Source organism: Flavobacterium sp. 9R (assembly GCF_902506345.1).
In the GTDB taxonomy this organism is placed as follows: domain Bacteria; phylum Bacteroidota; class Bacteroidia; order Flavobacteriales; family Flavobacteriaceae; genus Flavobacterium.
In genome coordinates, this window is sequence record NZ_LR733413.1 from 361590 (window position 1) to 380449 (window position 18860).

The following is an 18860-nucleotide window of genomic DNA, read 5'->3' on the forward strand; positions in this document are numbered from 1 at the left end:
GACTTGTAGTTTGTTTTTTTTACTCTTTCTTTTTTTGCCTCCAATTATTAAATTTTAATATTCGACTCTAAAAGTGTAATTGTTTATATTTGTTACATTAAAAAAAATAAAGTAATAACAACTAAAAACCATTACTATGTCTACAATACGTTTTCAAGCTTTAAGCGAAGCATCGAATAGAAAGCCGGTAAAATTTGAGGAATCAGATAGAAAATCATCTCTTTTTGGTTCGAATGTTTTTAATGATAAAGCAATGAAGCAATATTTGACTTCGGATGCTTACAAAGCAGTAAAAGGTGCCATTTTGCATGGAACAAAAATTGACAGAAAAATTGCAGATTACATAGCAATGGGAATGAAAGAGTGGGCTTTAGCCAAAGGTGTTACTCATTATACGCATTGGTTTCAACCATTAACGGGTACTACAGCTGAGAAGCATGATGCTTTTTTTGAAACTTCTTATGATGGAAGTGATCCAGTAGAAAAATTTGGTGGAGCACAATTGGTTCAGCAAGAGCCGGATGCTTCTAGTTTTCCAAATGGAGGGATTAGAAACACTTTTGAAGCTAGAGGTTATACTGCTTGGGATCCAACTTCACCAGCATTTATTTATGGTACAACTTTGTGTATACCTACTATTTTTATTTCGTATACTGGTGAAGCGTTAGATAATAAAATTCCATTATTGCGAGCTTTATCAGCTATGGATGAAGCCGCTACTGAAGTTTGTAAGTATTTTGATAAAAACGTAAAGAAAGTAACTGCAACTTTAGGATGGGAACAAGAGTATTTCTTAATCGATAAATCTTTGGCAAATTCTCGTCCCGACTTGATGATGACTGGTAGAACTTTATTAGGGCATACTTCGGCAAAAGGACAACAGTTAGATGATCATTATTTTGGTTCTATTCCATCACGTGCCTTAACTTTTATGAGAGATCTTGAGCAAGAGTGTATGCTACTTGGGATTCCTGTTAAAACACGTCATAATGAAGTTGCACCAAACCAATTTGAGTTAGCACCAATTTTTGAAGAAACGAACTTAGCAGTAGACCACAACTGTTTATTGATGGATGTAATGGGTAAAGTGGCTGAACGACATGATTTCAAAGTGTTATTGCACGAAAAGCCATTCAAAGGGGTTAATGGTTCTGGTAAACACAATAACTGGTCATTGGCTACTGATACTGGAGTAAACTTGTTAAGCCCAAGTAAAACACCAATGAGCAACTTACAATTTTTGACTTTCTTTGTTAATACTATCAAAGCGGTTAATGATTATGAAGAATTATTAAGAGCTTCTATCGCTACGGCTAGTAATGATCATAGATTAGGAGCCAATGAAGCACCGCCTGCAATTATTTCTGTTTTTATTGGTGAACAATTGACAAAAGTATTAGCTGAATTGGAAGGTGTAACGGCTGGAAAATTATCTCCTGAAGAAAAAACAGACTTAAAATTGAACGTAGTTGGTAAAATTCCAGACGTACTTTTAGACAATACCGATAGAAATAGAACTTCTCCATTTGCTTTTACAGGAAATAAATTTGAGTTTAGAGCCGTAGGTTCTTCTGCAAACTGTTCTAACGCAATGACTACTTTGAATGCTATTGTTGCAAAACAATTAAGAGATTTTAAAATAGAAGTTGATGCTCTAATTGAAGAGAAGGATATGAAAAAAGATGATGCCATTTTCAATGTAATAAGAGAGTACATCAAACAATCTAAAAAGATTCTTTTTGAAGGTGATGGCTACAGTGAAGCATGGGCTAACGAAGCAGCTAAGAGAGGATTGAGTAATTTCAAAACGACACCAGAAGCATTAAAAGCGAGAGCTTCTAGAAAAGCTTTAGATTTATTTTCTGAGCTAGGTATTATGAATCACGTTGAAGTTGAAGCTCGTTATGAAATTGAATTAGAAGAGTACACTAAAAAAATTCAAATTGAAGGACGTGTTTTAGGTGATATTTCTAAGAATCATGTAATTCCGACAGCAATTCGTTACCAAAATACTTTAATTGAGAATGTAAAAGGATTAAAAGATATTTTTGGATCGGATTACGAAAACGTTGCAAAAGAACAAATCATTCTAATAAAAGAAATTTCAGGTCATATTGAAGGTATCAATTCAAAAGTCGCTTTAATGACAAACGAAAGAAAAGTTGCCAACAACTTGACTAATGCTCAAGAAATGGCTGAAGCATACTGTAACAAAGTAAAACCTTATTTTGAAGAAATTCGTAACCATTGTGACAAGCTAGAATTGTTAGTTGACAATGAATTATGGACTTTAACCAAATACAGAGAGTTATTGTTTACTAAGTAATATAAAGTACTAGTTACTTGTAATGGGAACCTAATTTTAGGTTCCCATTTTTTTTATAATGTTTTACCTACGTATTTTTTTCCTTGAATTGTAGTTAGTCCGACAAGATTTACACTTCATCGAAAAGTTAGTTAAATATCTAAAATACAGAGTTTTACTTTTTTGAAGTATTTAAAAACCATACTATCTTTGGCTCAACAAATAAACAAAACTTAGTTTTTTAACAGTAAAGTATGTTTATTACGAAAAAGTGAATGCCCCCTAAAGACTTTTTTGAAAACCTACATGATAAGTTGTATTAATAACCAATTAAATATATTTATTATGAAAAAAGTAATTTTAAGCATCTCTGCGATGCTGATGTCCGTGATTGGATTTGCACAATCCAATACAAGTAGTGTTAGTTCTGTTGGAACAGCCAACAATGCAGCTGTAACCCAAACTGGAAACCAAAACGATTCTAAAGTTAAACAGTTAGGATCTAATTTTATGGATGGAGGTCATAATAATGATGCTCAAGTAATGCAAAATGGAAAGAAAAACAAATCTGATGTTAAACAAGATGGAGATCGAAATTTAGGCTCAGTAATGCAATTAGGGGATAAAAATAAAGCAAAAATTGATCAAGGAGTTGGATTTGCAGAGGATAATGTAGCTTCTACGTCTCAGACTGGTGATATGAATACTTCTAGTCAAAAACAAAGATTTGACAATAATATGGCAACAGTAACACAAAATGGTGATGGAAATAAAGCTATCCAAGATCAAAGCTCAGGACCAAATCAATCTCCTGGTAATACTGCAACTGCTACTCAAAATGGTGATGACAATACTTCATGGCAAAAACAAGATGGAAGTAGTAATAATGCTACTGTAAATCAAACAGGAACTAATCATGATGCAGTTCAAGATCAAATGGGCTTAAGCAATGTTGCTTTGTCTAATCAAAGTGGAGATAGTAATACATCAAGCCAAATACAAGCAGGTAATGGTAATGATGCCTATGTTTCTCAAGCTAATCTAAATAACTTTGCCGCTCAATTGCAAATTGGAGATGGTAACAGAGCTATAATTTGGCAAGACGAACCTGGATCATTGGGAAGTGATGAAGCTTATCAAGCACAAGAGGGAAATGCTAATTATGCAGCTATAGATCAAGGTACTTTTGGAAATGATTTACCTGCGGCTGCTGATTTTGGATCAATTGACATTTCTGCAGTAGGTGGTGTTACAGTTCCTTTTGCACCACATGGATCAAATCAAGCATATCAATTACAATTGGGTAATGATAACAAAGCCTATGCTAGCCAAGGAGGACAATTAAATCAATCTTTGAGTTGGCAAGAAGGTAATGCAAACGACACCAAAAGTTTTCAATATGGTAACAGTAATTTTGCTGCATCAGGACAATTTGGTGAAGGTAATTTCTCAAGATCATTGCAAATTGGAAACGGAAACATGTCTGGTACTGGTCAATACGGAACAGGAAATGTTAGCGCCACTTTCCAAAATGGAACTGGAAATATGGCGTTGGTGATTCAGTCTAACTAATAATAATTTTAACTGGATGGATTGTTTGCTGCAATTCATCCAGTTTTTTTAAAAATTTCCCAAAATGAAAAAATTAATTGTATGTGTCGGATTATTTTTTCTTTTTCAGCTCAATAATTATGCTCAATCACAGTTAGGTTTAGCTGATAATTATACTAAAGCTGAAACACAAAAAATATTGTCAAATCAGTCTGAAAAAGTTAAAACTAGCGTTGAAAATAATAATGCTGTTTACATACAACAAGTTGGGAATTTTAATTCTGCAAATAGTAATATCATAGCAAACAGATCTGAAATAAGGTTTAATCAACAAGGTAATAGCAATAGTATTGCCGTTTCAAAAGAAGCAATTTCAGTTCAACAAAAAATAACGCAGAATGGAGATAACAACACGGTTTTTGATTATGGTGGTTATACCAATCATTCTGTTTTTATGGATTTTATTCAAAAAGGGAACAATCAAAGCATTCATACTTTTGGAACAAATTCACTTTCAAAAGATATGAAAATAACGCAAAGTGGTAACGGTTCAACGGTTATAGTAGTCAATTTAAAATAATACTATGTCTAGATTTATTTTTTTGCTCTTTTTTATTTTTATCAATATGAGTTATGCTCAAGTAGTTCAAGATGAGATAAAAGCTAAAATCGAAATAAAAAATATCGAAGGAAATACTATTCTTACAGGTACTGCTGAGAATAGTTCAGATATTTTAAAAAGTGCGAGTTATAAATTAACCGTTATAAAAAAAAATAATATAAGTAATAATCAAACGAATAATGCTCAAGAAGGTATGTTCACTTTAAATCCTGGTGAGTTTAAAAAACTATCTTCTACTCAAATAAATATCGAAAGTGGTGATGAAGTAATTGTTATGTTAGTTTTTCTTGATGAAAGAAAGCAAATTATTAGCAAAGAAAGAGTTGTTCTTGGGGAGCAAAAAAAAAAGACAATATAAAAATACCTGTTGATGGTTTTGAGTTACGGGGAGTTGTGCTCAACGAAACTAAAACACGAATTGGACAAGATTTTTATGATCGATATTATTACAAGTATAATGAGATTGGAATAAATGCTAAAAAAATTGTAGTTATAGGTGAAGAATTCACTTTTGCAAGAAATACAAAAATTATAATAAGTATTGACAATTCAATAGTTTATGAATTTATTGCTCGTCCAGATGACGAGTATTTAGAATCAGTTGCTCAAGAATCAGTAGAGGGAACTTATTATTTTTTTAAAGAGCTAGAAAAACAAAGCAAATATTTCATTCAATATTAATTTATTTTTTTTACTATGAAAGCAATCTTAACCCTTCTTTTTATTGGCATAGTTTGTCCTTCTTTTTTTGCACAAAGTTTGGTTTACAAACCTAGAAACCCTGCATTTGGTGGGGATACCTTTAACTACCAATGGTTGATGAGTTCCGCTGAAAACCAAAATAAATTCAAAGATAAATCTCAAGAAAGATTAGAAAAAACAGAACTTGAAAGGTTTACGGAGAGTTTGAATTCACAATTATTAAATCAAATTACTAGATCTCTTTTTACCCAACAATTTGGAAATTCAGGGCTTACAGAAGGTTCTTATACTTTTGGAAGTTTATCTGTAGATATTTTTCCTTCAGAAGGGGGGCTTAGTGTAACTATTTTGGATACCAATACAGGAGAACAAACTACTGTAATAATACCTAAGAAATAGTATGAGAAGCCAAAAGTATTTACTTATGACTTTGGTCATTCTATTGACTAGTTGTGGGGCTTATTTTAATCAGCCTACAGGAGTTCAAAAAGCCGTTATAGGAGAAAACACACCAGCTACTTCATTATTGAAAAATCTTCCTAAACCTCAAGAACCCGTAGTTGTTGGTATTTACAAATTTAGAGATCAAACCGGACAATATAAGGAAGCCGAAACAGGAAGTACTTTTAGTACCGCTGTTACTCAAGGGGCTACTTCAATACTAATTAAGGCATTAGAGGATTCTAAATGGTTTGTTCCAATTGAAAGAGAAAATATTGGAAATTTATTGCAAGAACGAAATCTTATTCGGTCAACACGTCAAGAATATTCTAAAAGTTCTAATCCAAATGAAGTTCAAATTACGCCTTTATTGTATGCTGGCGTTTTATTAGAGGGCGGAATAATTTCTTATGATTCTAATATCTTAACTGGAGGTTTTGGAGCACGTTACTTTGGAGCAGGAGGTTCTGTAAAATACAGACAAGACCGGGTGAGCATCTATTTGAGGATGATTTCTACGGCTAATGGTAAAATTCTGAAGTCAGTTTACGTTTCAAAAACTATACTCTCCCAAGCCATAGATCAAAGCTTGTTTCGCTATGTTAATTTTAAACGATTATTGGAGGTTGAAACAGGGTTTACAACTAACGAGCCAGTTCATATGGCCGTTACAGAGGCTATTGAAAAAGCTGTTCACTCCTTAGTATTAGAAGGTTTAAAAGCAGGAATTTGGAAATCATCAGCGCCTAAAAAAGTGGTGGATGATTATATTGCAAGTTATTCTGATGAGAAGGAAGAAGCGGAAGTTGCTTTACTACACGGCAGAGATCGATTGGAAAAAAGAGGGCGTTTTGGTGTCGAGGCAACGGGAGGTGTAACTTTTATGGATGGCGATTATACCAATCCAATTGCTAAACCGATGGGAAGAGGAGCTGCTAAATTTTATTTCACCCCTAATTTTTGTTTTAGTGCCTCAGCAAATGTTTTTAAGTTGGGAAATAAAAACAAACTAGATGTCGGATATGCAACTTTAGACGCTAATTTAGAATTTTTGGTTCTTCCTTATGATGCCTTAAGTCCCTATGTGTTTATTGGTACAGGTACTGGTTTTAATTCAAAATATGAAAATTTCCATGCTAAAATCCAATATGGTGGGGGTTTAGAATATTTAGTGACTAATAATTTTGGTGTAAAAATATATGGAGAATACAATATGGCTTTTACAGATAACATTGATTACATCAGTAATGGAGTGAGAGATGATTATTATTGGAGGTTTGGCTTAGGAATGACCTATTATTTTCCTAAAAAAATAAAAGCAAAAAAACGTTAGTTTATCTAAAAACAGAATTAAACGCTTTATACTGATTCTAAATGAGAAAATTAAATATACTATTTTTTGTTTGTATAACTTTATTCGTTGCTTGTAGTGAGGAACAAATAGATGATGCAGGTAAAGGAATTGTAAAGGGCAGAGTTGTAAACAAAGTAAGTTTTGAACCCATTGCAAATGCAAAAATATCCTCTAGTCCAGTAACAAGTACTGTATTTACGGATAGTGAAGGCTATTTCACTATTAATGATGTTCCCGCTGGAGAATATTCATTTCAGGCTCAAAAAGAAGGTTATCTAGCAAAATTTGAACCTGCAAATGTTACCTTAAACTCAACTAGTCAAATTGTATTTGAACTATCAGTGTCTTCTGTTAATAACAAAGCTCCTGATGTACCTGTGTTAACCGCCCCAAATGATAATGCAACAAATCAATCCATAGCAACAAAACTTACTTGGACAGCGACAGACGTTGATAAGGACCCTTTAACTTATTCAGTTACTTTAAAAAATGCAGCTACTGATGTCACAACAACGTATCCTGATTTAAAAACAGCAAGTTTAGACTTGACTAATTTAAGTTATTATACGAAATATTTTTGGCAAGTATCTGTCTCTGATGGTATTAATAAGCCAGTTAACAGTGTGACTTTTTCGTTTACTACTTTGCCTTTTCCCGATGGGAGGTATTTGTTTGTTAAAAAAATAAATTCCAATAATGTAATTTTTACAGCAAACGATAATGGAGAGCAACTACAAATCTCCTCTGCAAACAGTAATTGTTATCGTCCTCGAAGAAATAATAATTCTGGTAAAATTGCTTACATAAGTTCTGACGGTTCGCAAAATCATATTTACACAATGAATAACGATGGTTCATCTATAAAAAAAGTTACGAATACAGTTCCTATTGCTGGATTTAATATGGAGCATGTTGGCTATAGTTGGAATACAACGGGAAATCAAATTATTTATCCAAACTTTGATAAGCTTTATAAGATTAATGCTGATGGAACAGGGCTCACACAAATCTATCAAACACCAAATGGGAAGTTTATTTCGGAATGTGTTTGGAGTAATGATGAAAATTCTATTGTATTAAAAGTTAACAACAACATCGGTTATGAAGTAGAAGTGTTTGTAATTTCTGCTTCAGGAGTTGTTCAGTATTCTGTTTTATCTGGTATTAGTGGTGCAGTTAGTGGGTTAGACATAACTGTGGATAATAGTAAGATCGTATATACTCGCGACGTTTCAGGTTTTCAGAATTTAGATTACCGCCGATTGGACTCTCGAATTTTTACTTTTAATACGTCTACAAAAGTAAATACTGAGTTGGTTAGTAATAAATTGGCAGGATTTAATGATTTGGATGTTCGTTTTTCTCCAAATCAAGCCGAAGTAATTTATGTCAATACTTCAAATGATGGTATTTCATCAAATAATATTCAAAAGATAAGTTTGGCAAATGTAGAATCAAGAGTTGTCTTATTTTCAGGTGCCTCTATGCCTGATTGGAAATAAATACCACATCATTTTTTAGTTTTGTTTTGAAAACCGATACGATTTTAGGATCTATCGGTTTTTTTATACGATTTTATTTTTTTATCGTTATAAAGAAGGAATTTATGTATGAAATAGTAAATTGGGTTTTAGGTATATCTAGTTTGCGATTTTCCAATTAATTGTTTCACTATTTTTTAAATTTTATGATTGTAAGATGTTTTTTATTATGGTGCAGTTTAAATTTCTATACATTATCCGCTCAGGACAAATTAGTTTTGTTTTTTAATTCTAATGAGGATGTAATTAATGAAGAATCCCAAAAGAATTTCAATACTTGGCTTTACAATGCTAAAGAAATTGAAGTAACCAATATCCACGGGTATTGTGATAGTATTGATGTCAAAATTTATAATATGCATTTGTCTAAGAGAAGAGTTGATAATGTCCTTGCGCTTTTGAAGACAAATAAGGTTATGCTTAGTAAAAATATACAATTTAGTTTTCTTGGCGAGAATTTTCTTCAATCCAAAATCCTAAGTGAGAATAGAAAAGTTGAAATTTTATTTCATAAAGTCCAGCCAACGACAGCTAAAAATGAAGAGTATAAAAAATCAGCTATTGAATTAAATTTAAGCAAGGCTTATGTGGGTGATTTGTTAAAATTAGATAATATTAATTTTTTAAATCTAAGTGATCAATTGTTGCCAGAGTCTAAACCAGCTCTTTTGGAGTTGATTTCTGTTATGAAAAAGACAAAAGATTTAGAAATTGAAATTCAAGGTCATATATGCTGTCAGAAAAAGGAGGGACAATACGATGTTTCGGAGGCAAGGGCCAAGAGAATTTATGATATCTTGATTGAGAATGGAATTAAAAAGGAGAGGCTTTCGTATAAAGGATTTGGTAGTAAAAAACCTATTTATCCATTGCCCGAGAAAGATGAATATGAAAGAATCGCTAATAGAAGAGTTGAGATTTTGATTGTAAAAAAATAGTCGAATAAATCCTAAATACTGATTCTTAATTCCTAAATCAAATTAGTATCTTTGCACCACATCAACACAAACTAATTTCATGAGTTCAGATACTTCTAAACGATATGCACAACGCGGTGTTTCGGCATCCAAAGAAGATGTGCATAATGCTATTAAAAACATCGATAAAGGTTTATTTCCACAAGCATTTTGTAAAATTGTACCCGATTACCTTACCCAAGATAAAGACTATTGCTTGATTATGCATGCCGATGGTGCAGGAACCAAATCCTCACTAGCGTATATGTATTGGAAAGAAACTGGGGATATCTCTGTTTGGAAAGGCATTGCACAAGATGCATTGATTATGAATATTGATGATTTGTTGTGCGTAGGCGCTACTGACAATATTTTACTTTCTTCCACTATCGGAAGAAACAAAAATCTTATTCCTGCTGAGGTTATTTCGGCGATTATTAATGGTACTGAAGAATTAATTCAGGAACTGGCTACTTTTGGGGTGACTATTCATTCTACAGGTGGCGAAACGGCTGATGTTGGAGATATTGTTCGCACTATCATTGTAGATTCAACCGTAACTGCTCGTATGAAACGTTCCAAAGTAATTGATAATGCCAATATTCAAGCTGGTGATGTTATCGTTGGTTTGGAATCTTTTGGTCAAGCCACTTATGAAAAAGAATACAACGGAGGAATGGGAAGTAACGGATTAACTTCTGCCCGTCACGACGTTTTCGAAAAATACTTAGCGGCCAAATATCCTGAGAGTTTCGATGCCGCTGTTCCTTCAGAATTGATTTATTCTGGACAAGTAAAATTGACAGATGCTGTAGAAAATTCTCCTATCGATGCAGGTAAATTGGTCTTATCACCAACCAGAACCTATGCGCCAATTATAAAAGCTATTTTAGATAAATATTCTGCTAACGAAGTGCACGGAATGGTACACTGTAGCGGAGGAGCACAAACTAAAATCCTGCATTTTGTCAATAATTTACACATCATAAAAGACAATTTATTCCCAGTACCGCCTTTGTTTCAACTGATTCAAGAGCAATCCAAAACTGATTGGAAAGAAATGTATCAAGTATTCAATTGTGGGCACCGAATGGAATTGTATGTACCAGAAGCCATTGCACAAGACATTATTGCGATTTCAAAATCGTTTAATGTCGATGCGAAAATTGTAGGTAGAGTAGCAGCTTCGGATTCGAAAAAACTAACCATCAACAGCGAATACGGCACTTTCGAATACTAAATTGTTTAAAAGTTTAAAATTGTTTAAGGAACTAACAATTCGTATTTTAAACAATCTTAAACTTTAAACGATATAAAACTTTAAACAACCTTAAACTATTTTAAACCTTAAACCCTTAACCCCCTTTTCCCTATGTACGAACTACTTTTTTGGCGCTATCAAGAGGGCATTTACCTCAATCATCATTTGGTTTACGAAGCCTTGGTCGAACAAGAAATCGTTGAGGGTTTAGAAGATTTACCTGTTGAGGTTATTTTGAATCGGTTGAATAGTGTTTTCGCTACTTGGGAGAAGGTAGACGACAGCAGTTGGAAAAACACCAAAGGCAAAGGCGCTTTTCAGGTCAAAACCACACCCCAAAGCATTCAAATCGACTGCTATGGCACCGATGGAAAAACGATGAATCTATTGGCCGACACGCTCGAAGAGTTCAAATGTCCAGTTTATGACCCGCAAGTTCCCGTTCGTTACGACGAGTTCAATGAATAATTTTTAGGAGCTAATTCCAGCGCTCCGTTACAAGTCCTCACAAAAAAATTGATTTTTCTATATTCTAAAAGGAGCTTCTGTTAGTCGCTCTTTTAGAACAAGAAAAATCAATTTTTTTTGCTCCGGGCTTTCCACTACGGTCTGGGCTAAGTAGGTCGCTACATAGTTTTGATTATTTTTGATGGTTTTTAAGGTTGATAAAACGCTTAAAGTTTTATCTTTAAAGCTAATTCAATACTATGAACTTTGATTTATTCTCCAACGCTATTTTAGAAAATGACCGAGTGCAATTGCGTCCGCTAAAAATGGATGATGTTACTCATTTATTGCCCATTTCTCTTCACGAACCCGAAACTTGGGAATTCTCGTTAGTAAAAGCCGATGGGCAGGCCAATCTCGAAAACTATATTCAATTAGCTTTGAAGGCAAAGGAAACGCAGAAAGAATCTCCTTTTATCGTTTATGATAAACAATTGGAGAAATATGCAGGAAGTACTCGTTTTTATGATATCAATTTTGAATTCAAAACGCTGCAATTGGGCTACACTTGGTACGGAAAGGATTTTAGAGGAACGGGACTCAACAAGCATTGCAAATATTTGTTGCTTCGTTTTGCTTTCGAGACTTTAGGAATGGAGCGCGTAGAATTTAGAGCCGATGCGAACAATCAACGCAGTATTGCGGCTATGAAAAGTATTGGTTGTACGGTGGAAGGTGTTTTGCGAAGTCATATGCCTACGCATACTCCCGAAATACGAAGAGATAGTATTATTTTGAGTATTTTGAAGGACGAATGGTTTGATATGGTGAAAATGAATTTGGAGCAACAATTGTAATCTCTCTCCAAAAAGGCAGGATGTTGTTCTTTAGCCCCGATTACTATGATATATACAAACTAAAAATTTATTTATTTTTTAGTTTAAAAAAAAGACATAACAAGCCTTCGAATAAGAATTACACGAAGGTTTGTTGTGCCTTTCATAAGTTATTATTATATCCTTAATTACTATTCTGAAGATTATTCAATAAAACTGACAAAGTCCTAATCGGGGCATAAGTAGCTAACTTTGATCGAAGAGAAGGTTCACTTTGTCAGTTTGGTTGTTGATTAAAAGTAATTTAAATTTATTTAGCAAATCTAAAGGATTGTAGTGGAAATCCTTTGCTGCCGGGGTTCGGCAGCAAAGATTGTAACGGAAAGCGGGACGATGCAGCCTGATAAAGCCTTTTGTATCTGCTCCTGATATAAAATAATGTTTCGATATTATTTTTTGGAATTGGGTGGTTATCCCAAAAATTGGAAATACCTTTGTGCTTTAGTTATACAATTTAACACACTTTCATATGAAAATAAATTTAAAAAGCGGGATTGAACAGCTTTTGTTCGGGATGAAACAAAACGATGTGACCGCCATTTATGGTAAACCAGATCGCAATTACAAAGACGAAGATGATAACGTGATTTTGGTGTACAACAAATTGAAAATGCGTTTGACTTTTTATCAAGAAGAAGAGTTGAGATTAGGATATATCGTGGCTTCGAGTCCAAAATTGGAATTGTTTGGCAATTTGATTATTGATAAGCCAATTACATCTGTTAAAAAAGAGTTGGCTGCAAAAGGAATAACCAAATTTACACAAGAAGAATTTGATACGTTTGAAAATTACTTCAACGAAGAGAATTGGTTTATTTTACAAACCGAATTTGAAGAAGTAGTAAAGTTTGAGATTGGTGCGATTATCAATCAAAAAGACGAATTTGACTGGAAATTTGGAAAGAAATAAATTTCTCTAAGCATAAAAAAACCGATAACATTTCATTTGTTATCGGTTTTTTTATTTTGTTACAAAAGGAAATTTACATCAAACACTATTTCAATATAGTCCAATCGTGTTTTTGTTATATCGAGCGCAGTCGAGATATAGTGAGGGTTCTCGACTGCGCTCGAACTGACAAAATGGACTATTTATAGAAGTTATTGGATTTATTTCGTTTCTGGTTTTTTATCCATTATTTCTAATTCGAATACAAGATTAGCATTAGGTGGAATTACTCCGCCAGCGCCTCTTTCGCCATAGCACAAATTAGATGGCATAATAGCAATCATTTTTTCTCCTAAATGTAACAAGCTTAACGCTTCAATAAATCCAGGAATCATTCCTTCTTTTTTGCCTGCTACGAACGGGAAAGGTTGGTAGCCATTTTGAGCAGCGCGGTTCGCATCGAATTTTCCGTAGGCTTTGTTCACCTCTTCGTAGCTACTGTCAAACATATTTCCATCTTCAAAATAACCGGCGTAGTGAAAGTAAATGGTCGACCCATCAACAGGTTTTACATCGCTTCCTTTTTGAATCACTTGGTAGATTAATCCTGAAGGTGTTTTTGTTCCGGAGGCTCTAACTGAGCTAATGTAATCGGCTTTAGCTTTTATAACTGGACCAAATTTTGCTTCATAGGCTTTTTTGGCTTCGGCTTCTAAAGCGGCTTTTTTGGCTTTATTTTCGGCATCAATAGCGGCTTGTTTTTTAGCATCCTCTGCTTTATTGGCATAATAGTCTGTGAAAACTTTAGCAGCATTGAATTTTTTTGCCAAAGCGCCTTTACGGGTAATGGTAACCTTAGTAATTACATCGTTTTGTTCAATGGTATTTACTACATTCATTCCTTCGGTTACGTGACCAAACACCGTGTGCTTTCCGTCTAGCCAAGGCGTGTCTTTGTGTGTAATAAAGAATTGGCTTCCGTTGGTAGCGGGACCTGAATTCGCCATAGATAAAATACCACCTTTGTCGTGTTTCAAATCGGTAAATTCGTCTTTGAATTTGTATCCTGGGTCACCAGAACCATTACCTTCTGGGTCACCACCTTGAATCATAAAATCTTTGATTACTCGGTGGAATTTTAATCCGTCATAAAATGGTTTTCCTTTTAATTTTTCTTTGTTTACATAAGGGTTAGTTCCTTCTGCCAAACTTACAAAATTAGCTACAGTAACCGGAGTTTTTTGAAACTCAAGCGCCAAAATAATCGTTCCTTTATTGGTTTCGATGTTGGCAAATAATCCTTCTCCAGGGGCTACTTTTGTTGGATTAATAGCAGTTTTCGCTGCTGGTTTTTTAGCAGGAGTGGCTACTTTTTTTACTTGTGCATTGATGCTTACTATCCCGAAGAATAATAAAAAAAGCAATTTTGATTTCATTTGTTTTTGATGGTTTTTTAATTGGTACTTAGTACTTAGTTCTTAGTTTTTATTCCATAGACCTTAGCTGTTGTAAATAGTGCTTAGTAATTGCTAATCACTAATTACTATTCACCAAGTGCTACATTTTTTCTAATAACTCAATTTCGAAAATAATGTTAGCATTAGGTGGAATTGGTCCTACACCTTGAGCGCCATAACCTAAATTAGATGGGATGAAAATAGTAGCTTTTTCACCAAATTTTAATTTTTCAATTCCTTCAATAAATCCGGGAATCAAACCATCTTTTTTACCATATTCAAAAGGTATTGGTAAGTATTGTTTGGCTGCGGCACGAGCGGCATCAAATTTTCCGAAAGTTTTTGAAACGCTTTCGATGCTGCTATCAAATAAAGTTCCGTTTTCTAAAAACCCAGCATAGTGAATGTACACATTGGCACCAACAGCAGGTTTTTTACCATTACTTTTTTGAGTGATTACGTATTCTAAACCTGTATTGGTTTTGGTAGCTTTTGCTTTCAAGGCTTTGAAATCAGCTACTTTTTGGTCTTGTACGGCTTTGAATTTTGCATTATAAGCGTCTAATTCGGCTTGTAATTTTTTCTGATTTTCAGCTTCAACAATATAATAATCGTGGAATGTTTTTACAGCATTGAATTTTTTCGCAGCTTCACCATTTCTGATAATGGTTACTTTTTTCATAAAGTCACCTTGCTTGATTTGGTTAACCACTTCCATTCCGTTGCCTACAACTTGACCGAAAATAGTATGTTTTCCGTCTAACCAAGGTGTTTCTAAATGAGTAATGAAGAATTGGCTACTATTGGTTGTTGGTCCATTATTGGCCATTGCTAAAACACCACCTTTGTCAAATCTAAATTCACAAAATTCATCTTTGAATTTGTAACCTGCATCACCAGAACCAGTTCCTAAAGGGTCTCCAGTTTGAATCATAAAATCTTCGATAACACGGTGGAATTTTAAACCATCATAATACGGGCGATTTTTCAAATTGGGGTCAGTAATGAATTCATTGGTTCCTTCGGCTAGTGTTACAAAATTAGCTACTGTTACGGGTGCTTTATCATAAGCAAGTTGTAAGATGATATCTCCTTTATTGGTTTCAATTTTGGCATATAAACCATCAGGCAAATCGTTTTTTTCTTCATTTTTACAAGAGAAGAAAGTCGTTAAGGCTAGTAATCCAAGAACAATTCTTTTTTTCATTTTAATAAATTGATTTTAGGTTTTTATTGATTTAGGGTATCTTTTGCAATCGTTTGTTGTTTTAATAAAGCTTTGGCTCTAAGCATTTCTTGTTTTTTTAGTTCGGCTTCGGGCATAAAATTTCGTAAAGTTACGGTGCACAATAGTGGGATGTTAGTGCCGATTTTTTTATTGTCACCGTGGTAGCCATAGCCCATATGTGAAGGAAATAAGAATACAAAAGTTTCTTTTTTACGCATCAGTTTTATTCCATCTCTTAGCCCCATCATAATGTTTTGTTTGTCTACATAATAGGTTTGAGGTTGTGTTTCTTCCTTAGTGTAAATAATATTTCCTCTCAAATCTTTTACTTCGTAGTCGTAAAAAGCTACATCTCCTTTTTTTGGTGTAAGAGTATCTTGCATATTTCTTTTCGAAAAATGGTACCAATATCCTTTTTTGGAGGCCAAGAATTCTATTCCAGCATTTTTTTTGATAACCGCTTGAATTCGGTCTTCTTCTGAAGCTACTAGTTTTTTATTGCGCTCTATTGATTTTTTCATAAAACTTCCTGAAGCTTGCGAAAGCGGTCTTCGGGCTTCTTGGTTTTGTTCACAACTCCAAAGAAAGCAAGCGAATAAAACGACTAAAAGGCTGTTTTTTATACTGTTCATACGATTATAGATTAAGTTGATGTACCAATTCTTCAAATTTAGCTACAGTAGCACTAAGCGATTCCTCAGATTTTCCTCCTGCGGCATTGATGTGGCCTCCGCCATTAAAGTGGTTTCTAGCAAATTCGTTGACATCAAAAGCACCTTGAGAACGGAAAGAGATTTTGATGATTTTTTCTTCTTGATTTTCAATAAAAATTGCCGAAAATACAATTCCTTTGATACTCAATCCGTAATTTACAATACCTTCGGTGTCGCCTTTTACAAAATGAAATTCATTCAATTCGGCTTGAGTAAGGGTAATATAAGAAGTTTGTTTCTCAGGAATCAATTGCATATTCTGCAAAGCTCTTCCCAATAGTTGCAAACGATTATAAGAGCTGTTATCGAAAAGCAAAGTTGGAATAACAGTATTTTCTACTCCTAAATCAATCAAATCGGCCACAATGCGATGCGTGTTTCCTGTTGTTTTTGGAAAACGAAAAGAGCCCGAATCCGTTAAAATACCTGTGTAAATACAAGTTGCAATGGTTTTATCTATACTTGATTTTTGACCTAAATAGGTAATGAAGTTGTAAATCATTTCGCAAGTAGAACCAAATTGCGTATCCGAATACATCACTGTGGCATAATCATCAGGTTTTTGATGATGGTCAATCATAATGAATGGAACGGTCAGTGTTTTTAAAACCGTTTCCATTTCGCCCGTGCGGTGTAAGGCATTAAAGTCTAAAGTAAAAACAAGTTCCACTTCATTTAAGATGGCAGTACATTTTTCTCTTTCTTTTTCGTAAACTTCTACCGTTTCAGAACCCGGTAACCAAGCCAGAAAATCCGGAAATTCATTGGGTGCAATTACAACGGGTTGGTGGTTGATTTTAATCAGGAAATGATACAACGCCAAGGTTGAGCCCATAGCATCGCCGTCTGGCCCTCGGTGCGGAATAATCGCAATTTTTTTTGGTGTTGCTAATAACTCTTGAACTGCTTGAATATCTTGTATTGTCATTCGTAATTTTGATTTTTTTAAAGAACACCAATTAACTGCTTCGCCTTTTCATTTTTGACCAGATTGTTTAGTTATTGGTGTTGAACTCCATTAGAGGTGATGTTCATTTCATAAGTTGCGAAATTACATTTTTTTATCTAATGTAAAAATCATTAAGAGTTATTTGGGATTTTAACGAAACGGAAGTTTTCTTCTAATGCTCTCATACAAAACTGCCTTTGGTCCTTTTACAATTTGCGATTTATAAATCCCTACTGCTCCTGAACAAAAATAGGCAATGATACACGCCAAAGCTATGTAAGCGCCACTTTCTAAGCCAAAAAGCTCTATTCCCATTAAGCTACAAGCAATAGGTGTATGCGTGGCACCAGAAAAGACAGCCACAAATCCCATTCCTGCCAAAAGCGCGATGGGCATCGGAACAACAAGCGACAGAGAACTTCCTAAAGTAGCACCTACAAAAAACAAAGGCGTTACTTCTCCTCCTTTAAATCCAGCCCCTAAGGTAAAACCAGTAAATAGAATTTTCAATAAAAAAGCATACCAAGGATTTGCCGTACTAAAAGCGTCAACAATCACTGGTACTCCTAATCCAATATAAGGTTGCACCGAAAAATTAAAAATCACCAAAGCCAAAATACAACCACCCACCAAAGGTCGAAAAGGCGAGTAAGCAATGGTTTTGTTAAATAAAAGACCCCAAAAATGAGTCGAACGCGAAAAGAGTAGTGCGGCAAGTCCAAAAAGAACGCTTGCGAAAACCGTCCAAAAAATAGTAGCAAGCGAAAATTCAGGCACAATCGGAATGGTATAGTGAGTGTGAGTTACCGGCCATAATTCAACAGTGTAATAGGCAATGAAAGCCACTGCAAAAGACAAAAACACAGTCTTAAAAGTTACTTTTTTAAAACTCAGTACTTCGATGGCAAAGATTGCTCCCGCAATTGGTGTTCCAAAAACAGAAGCAAAACCCGCGCTGATACCGAGAACCAACATAGTCTTTCGGTCAATAACAGCCCATTTAAACATACGCTGAATTCCGTCCGAAATCGCTGCTCCCATTTGCACCGCTGTACCTTCACGTCCCGCAGAACCTCCAAAAAGATGCGTGAGTAAAGTGGTAATCAAAACCAAAGGTGCCATTCTGAAGGGTATGGTTTGTTGCGGTGTGTCGTATTCTTCCAAAATTAAATTATTGCCCTTGACTACCGATTTTCCGTAGTAATGGTACAACAAGCCAATGGCAAATCCACCCAAAGGTAAGAAGCCAATAATCCAGAAATTATCCGTTCTAATTTGGGTAACTTTTTCTAAAGCCAACAAAAAAATCGCTGATGCCGACCCAGAAAAAAAGCCTACCACTACACAAACGAAAATCCATTGGAGTAGAGTAAGCCCTTTATTTTTTATCGCGTCAAAAGTCATAAGTGAGAAACAAAAGCAAATAATGTTGCTAATGTAAGCATTCAATTTAAATTTAGAATACTAATCCTTTGTATGAATTTTTTTTAAACCACATAGAAAAATAGAATTTATAGTTTTTAAAAAAGAAAAAAAAGACGTTTTACT

The 18860-nt window shown here is 34.3% G+C and carries 18 protein-coding genes; 13 read left to right on the top strand and 5 right to left on the bottom strand.

The genetic code is table 11. The annotated features are described in order from the left end of the window. Positions 1-136: 136 nt before the first annotated feature. From FLAVO9AF_RS01660 to FLAVO9AF_RS01720, 13 genes are all read left to right on the top strand, one after another. Positions 137-2326: a glutamine synthetase III gene (locus tag FLAVO9AF_RS01660; RefSeq protein WP_159683230.1), complete on the top strand. Its 2190-nt coding sequence runs from the start codon at positions 137-139 to the stop codon at positions 2324-2326. 324 nt (positions 2327-2650) lie between these two features. Beyond that, positions 2651-3877, top strand: coding sequence for a hypothetical protein (locus FLAVO9AF_RS01665; protein ID WP_159683235.1), 1227 nt, complete (start codon positions 2651-2653; stop codon positions 3875-3877). 64 nt (positions 3878-3941) lie between these two features. Further along, positions 3942-4436 (top strand): hypothetical protein, encoded by a 495-nt coding sequence (locus FLAVO9AF_RS01670; protein WP_159683239.1) that lies wholly within the window; start codon positions 3942-3944, stop codon positions 4434-4436. Between the two features lie 4 nt (positions 4437-4440). After that, positions 4441-4836: a hypothetical protein gene (locus FLAVO9AF_RS01675; RefSeq protein ID WP_159683244.1), complete on the top strand. Its 396-nt coding sequence runs from the start codon at positions 4441-4443 to the stop codon at positions 4834-4836. 35 nt (positions 4837-4871) lie between these two features. Further along, the gene (locus tag FLAVO9AF_RS01680) at positions 4872-5159 is read left to right on the top strand and encodes a curli production assembly/transport protein CsgE (RefSeq protein ID WP_236552258.1); all 288 of its coding nucleotides are present in this window, start codon (positions 4872-4874) and stop codon (positions 5157-5159) included. A gap of 15 nt (positions 5160-5174) precedes the next feature. After that, positions 5175-5579, top strand: a complete 405-nt coding sequence (locus tag FLAVO9AF_RS01685; RefSeq protein ID WP_159683247.1) for a curli production assembly/transport component CsgF — start codon at positions 5175-5177, stop codon at positions 5577-5579. 1 nt (position 5580) lies between these two features. After that, a complete protein-coding gene (locus FLAVO9AF_RS01690) occupies positions 5581-6954 on the top strand; it encodes a CsgG/HfaB family protein (protein ID WP_159683250.1) in 1374 nt (457 codons plus the stop codon). 41 nt (positions 6955-6995) lie between these two features. Then, positions 6996-8477 carry a carboxypeptidase regulatory-like domain-containing protein gene (locus FLAVO9AF_RS01695; RefSeq protein WP_159683253.1) on the top strand — a complete coding sequence of 494 codons (1482 nt, stop codon included), beginning with the start codon at positions 6996-6998 and terminating at the stop codon, positions 8475-8477. A gap of 185 nt (positions 8478-8662) precedes the next feature. Next, on the top strand, positions 8663-9454 hold the full coding sequence (locus tag FLAVO9AF_RS01700; protein WP_159683256.1) for an OmpA family protein: 792 nt from the start codon (positions 8663-8665) through the stop codon (positions 9452-9454). 79 nt (positions 9455-9533) lie between these two features. Then, the gene (locus FLAVO9AF_RS01705; RefSeq protein WP_159683259.1) at positions 9534-10712 is read left to right on the top strand and encodes an AIR synthase related protein; all 1179 of its coding nucleotides are present in this window, start codon (positions 9534-9536) and stop codon (positions 10710-10712) included. 132 nt (positions 10713-10844) lie between these two features. Continuing rightward, entirely contained in the window at positions 10845-11201 is a 357-nt protein-coding gene (locus tag FLAVO9AF_RS01710; protein ID WP_024981137.1) for a hypothetical protein, read from the top strand. 239 nt (positions 11202-11440) lie between these two features. Further along, the gene (locus tag FLAVO9AF_RS01715) at positions 11441-12037 is read left to right on the top strand and encodes a GNAT family N-acetyltransferase (protein ID WP_159683262.1); all 597 of its coding nucleotides are present in this window, start codon (positions 11441-11443) and stop codon (positions 12035-12037) included. 508 nt (positions 12038-12545) lie between these two features. Beyond that, a complete protein-coding gene (locus tag FLAVO9AF_RS01720) occupies positions 12546-12986 on the top strand; it encodes a hypothetical protein (RefSeq protein WP_159683265.1) in 441 nt (146 codons plus the stop codon). A gap of 200 nt (positions 12987-13186) precedes the next feature. On the opposite strand, the gene FLAVO9AF_RS01725 is transcribed toward FLAVO9AF_RS01720, so the two are convergent. The 5 genes from FLAVO9AF_RS01725 to FLAVO9AF_RS01745 all read right to left on the bottom strand — a co-directional run bounded on the left by FLAVO9AF_RS01725 (position 13187) and on the right by FLAVO9AF_RS01745 (position 18716). Next, positions 13187-14401, bottom strand: coding sequence for a peptidylprolyl isomerase (locus tag FLAVO9AF_RS01725; RefSeq protein ID WP_159683268.1), 1215 nt, complete (start codon positions 14399-14401; stop codon positions 13187-13189). Between the two features lie 121 nt (positions 14402-14522). Next, entirely contained in the window at positions 14523-15629 is a 1107-nt protein-coding gene (locus FLAVO9AF_RS01730) for a peptidylprolyl isomerase (protein ID WP_159683271.1), read from the bottom strand. 23 nt (positions 15630-15652) lie between these two features. Next, the gene (gene gldI, locus FLAVO9AF_RS01735; RefSeq protein ID WP_159683274.1) at positions 15653-16282 is read right to left on the bottom strand and encodes a gliding motility-associated peptidyl-prolyl isomerase GldI; all 630 of its coding nucleotides are present in this window, start codon (positions 16280-16282) and stop codon (positions 15653-15655) included. A 4-nt stretch (positions 16283-16286) separates the two neighbouring features. Then, on the bottom strand, positions 16287-17291 hold the full coding sequence (locus tag FLAVO9AF_RS01740) for a bifunctional oligoribonuclease/PAP phosphatase NrnA (RefSeq protein ID WP_159683277.1): 1005 nt from the start codon (positions 17289-17291) through the stop codon (positions 16287-16289). Between the two features lie 171 nt (positions 17292-17462). Further along, positions 17463-18716 carry a chloride channel protein gene (locus tag FLAVO9AF_RS01745; RefSeq protein WP_159683280.1) on the bottom strand — a complete coding sequence of 418 codons (1254 nt, stop codon included), beginning with the start codon at positions 18714-18716 and terminating at the stop codon, positions 17463-17465. Between the last annotated feature and the right edge of the window lie 144 nt (positions 18717-18860).

Coding starts and splice junctions, on each gene's coding strand:
- FLAVO9AF_RS01660 (WP_159683230.1), top strand. CDS start 137: ATGTCTACAATACGTTTTCAAGCTTTAAGCGAAGCATCGAATAGAAAG.
- FLAVO9AF_RS01665 (WP_159683235.1), top strand. CDS start 2,651: ATGAAAAAAGTAATTTTAAGCATCTCTGCGATGCTGATGTCCGTGATT.
- FLAVO9AF_RS01670 (WP_159683239.1), top strand. CDS start 3,942: ATGAAAAAATTAATTGTATGTGTCGGATTATTTTTTCTTTTTCAGCTC.
- FLAVO9AF_RS01675 (WP_159683244.1), top strand. CDS start 4,441: ATGTCTAGATTTATTTTTTTGCTCTTTTTTATTTTTATCAATATGAGT.
- FLAVO9AF_RS01685 (WP_159683247.1), top strand. CDS start 5,175: ATGAAAGCAATCTTAACCCTTCTTTTTATTGGCATAGTTTGTCCTTCT.
- FLAVO9AF_RS01690 (WP_159683250.1), top strand. CDS start 5,581: ATGAGAAGCCAAAAGTATTTACTTATGACTTTGGTCATTCTATTGACT.
- FLAVO9AF_RS01695 (WP_159683253.1), top strand. CDS start 6,996: ATGAGAAAATTAAATATACTATTTTTTGTTTGTATAACTTTATTCGTT.
- FLAVO9AF_RS01700 (WP_159683256.1), top strand. CDS start 8,663: ATGATTGTAAGATGTTTTTTATTATGGTGCAGTTTAAATTTCTATACA.
- FLAVO9AF_RS01705 (WP_159683259.1), top strand. CDS start 9,534: ATGAGTTCAGATACTTCTAAACGATATGCACAACGCGGTGTTTCGGCA.
- FLAVO9AF_RS01710 (WP_024981137.1), top strand. CDS start 10,845: ATGTACGAACTACTTTTTTGGCGCTATCAAGAGGGCATTTACCTCAAT.
- FLAVO9AF_RS01715 (WP_159683262.1), top strand. CDS start 11,441: ATGAACTTTGATTTATTCTCCAACGCTATTTTAGAAAATGACCGAGTG.
- FLAVO9AF_RS01720 (WP_159683265.1), top strand. CDS start 12,546: ATGAAAATAAATTTAAAAAGCGGGATTGAACAGCTTTTGTTCGGGATG.
- FLAVO9AF_RS01725 (WP_159683268.1), bottom strand. CDS start 14,401: ATGAAATCAAAATTGCTTTTTTTATTATTCTTCGGGATAGTAAGCATC.
- FLAVO9AF_RS01730 (WP_159683271.1), bottom strand. CDS start 15,629: ATGAAAAAAAGAATTGTTCTTGGATTACTAGCCTTAACGACTTTCTTC.
- gldI (WP_159683274.1), bottom strand. CDS start 16,282: ATGAACAGTATAAAAAACAGCCTTTTAGTCGTTTTATTCGCTTGCTTT.
- FLAVO9AF_RS01740 (WP_159683277.1), bottom strand. CDS start 17,291: ATGACAATACAAGATATTCAAGCAGTTCAAGAGTTATTAGCAACACCA.
- FLAVO9AF_RS01745 (WP_159683280.1), bottom strand. CDS start 18,716: ATGACTTTTGACGCGATAAAAAATAAAGGGCTTACTCTACTCCAATGG.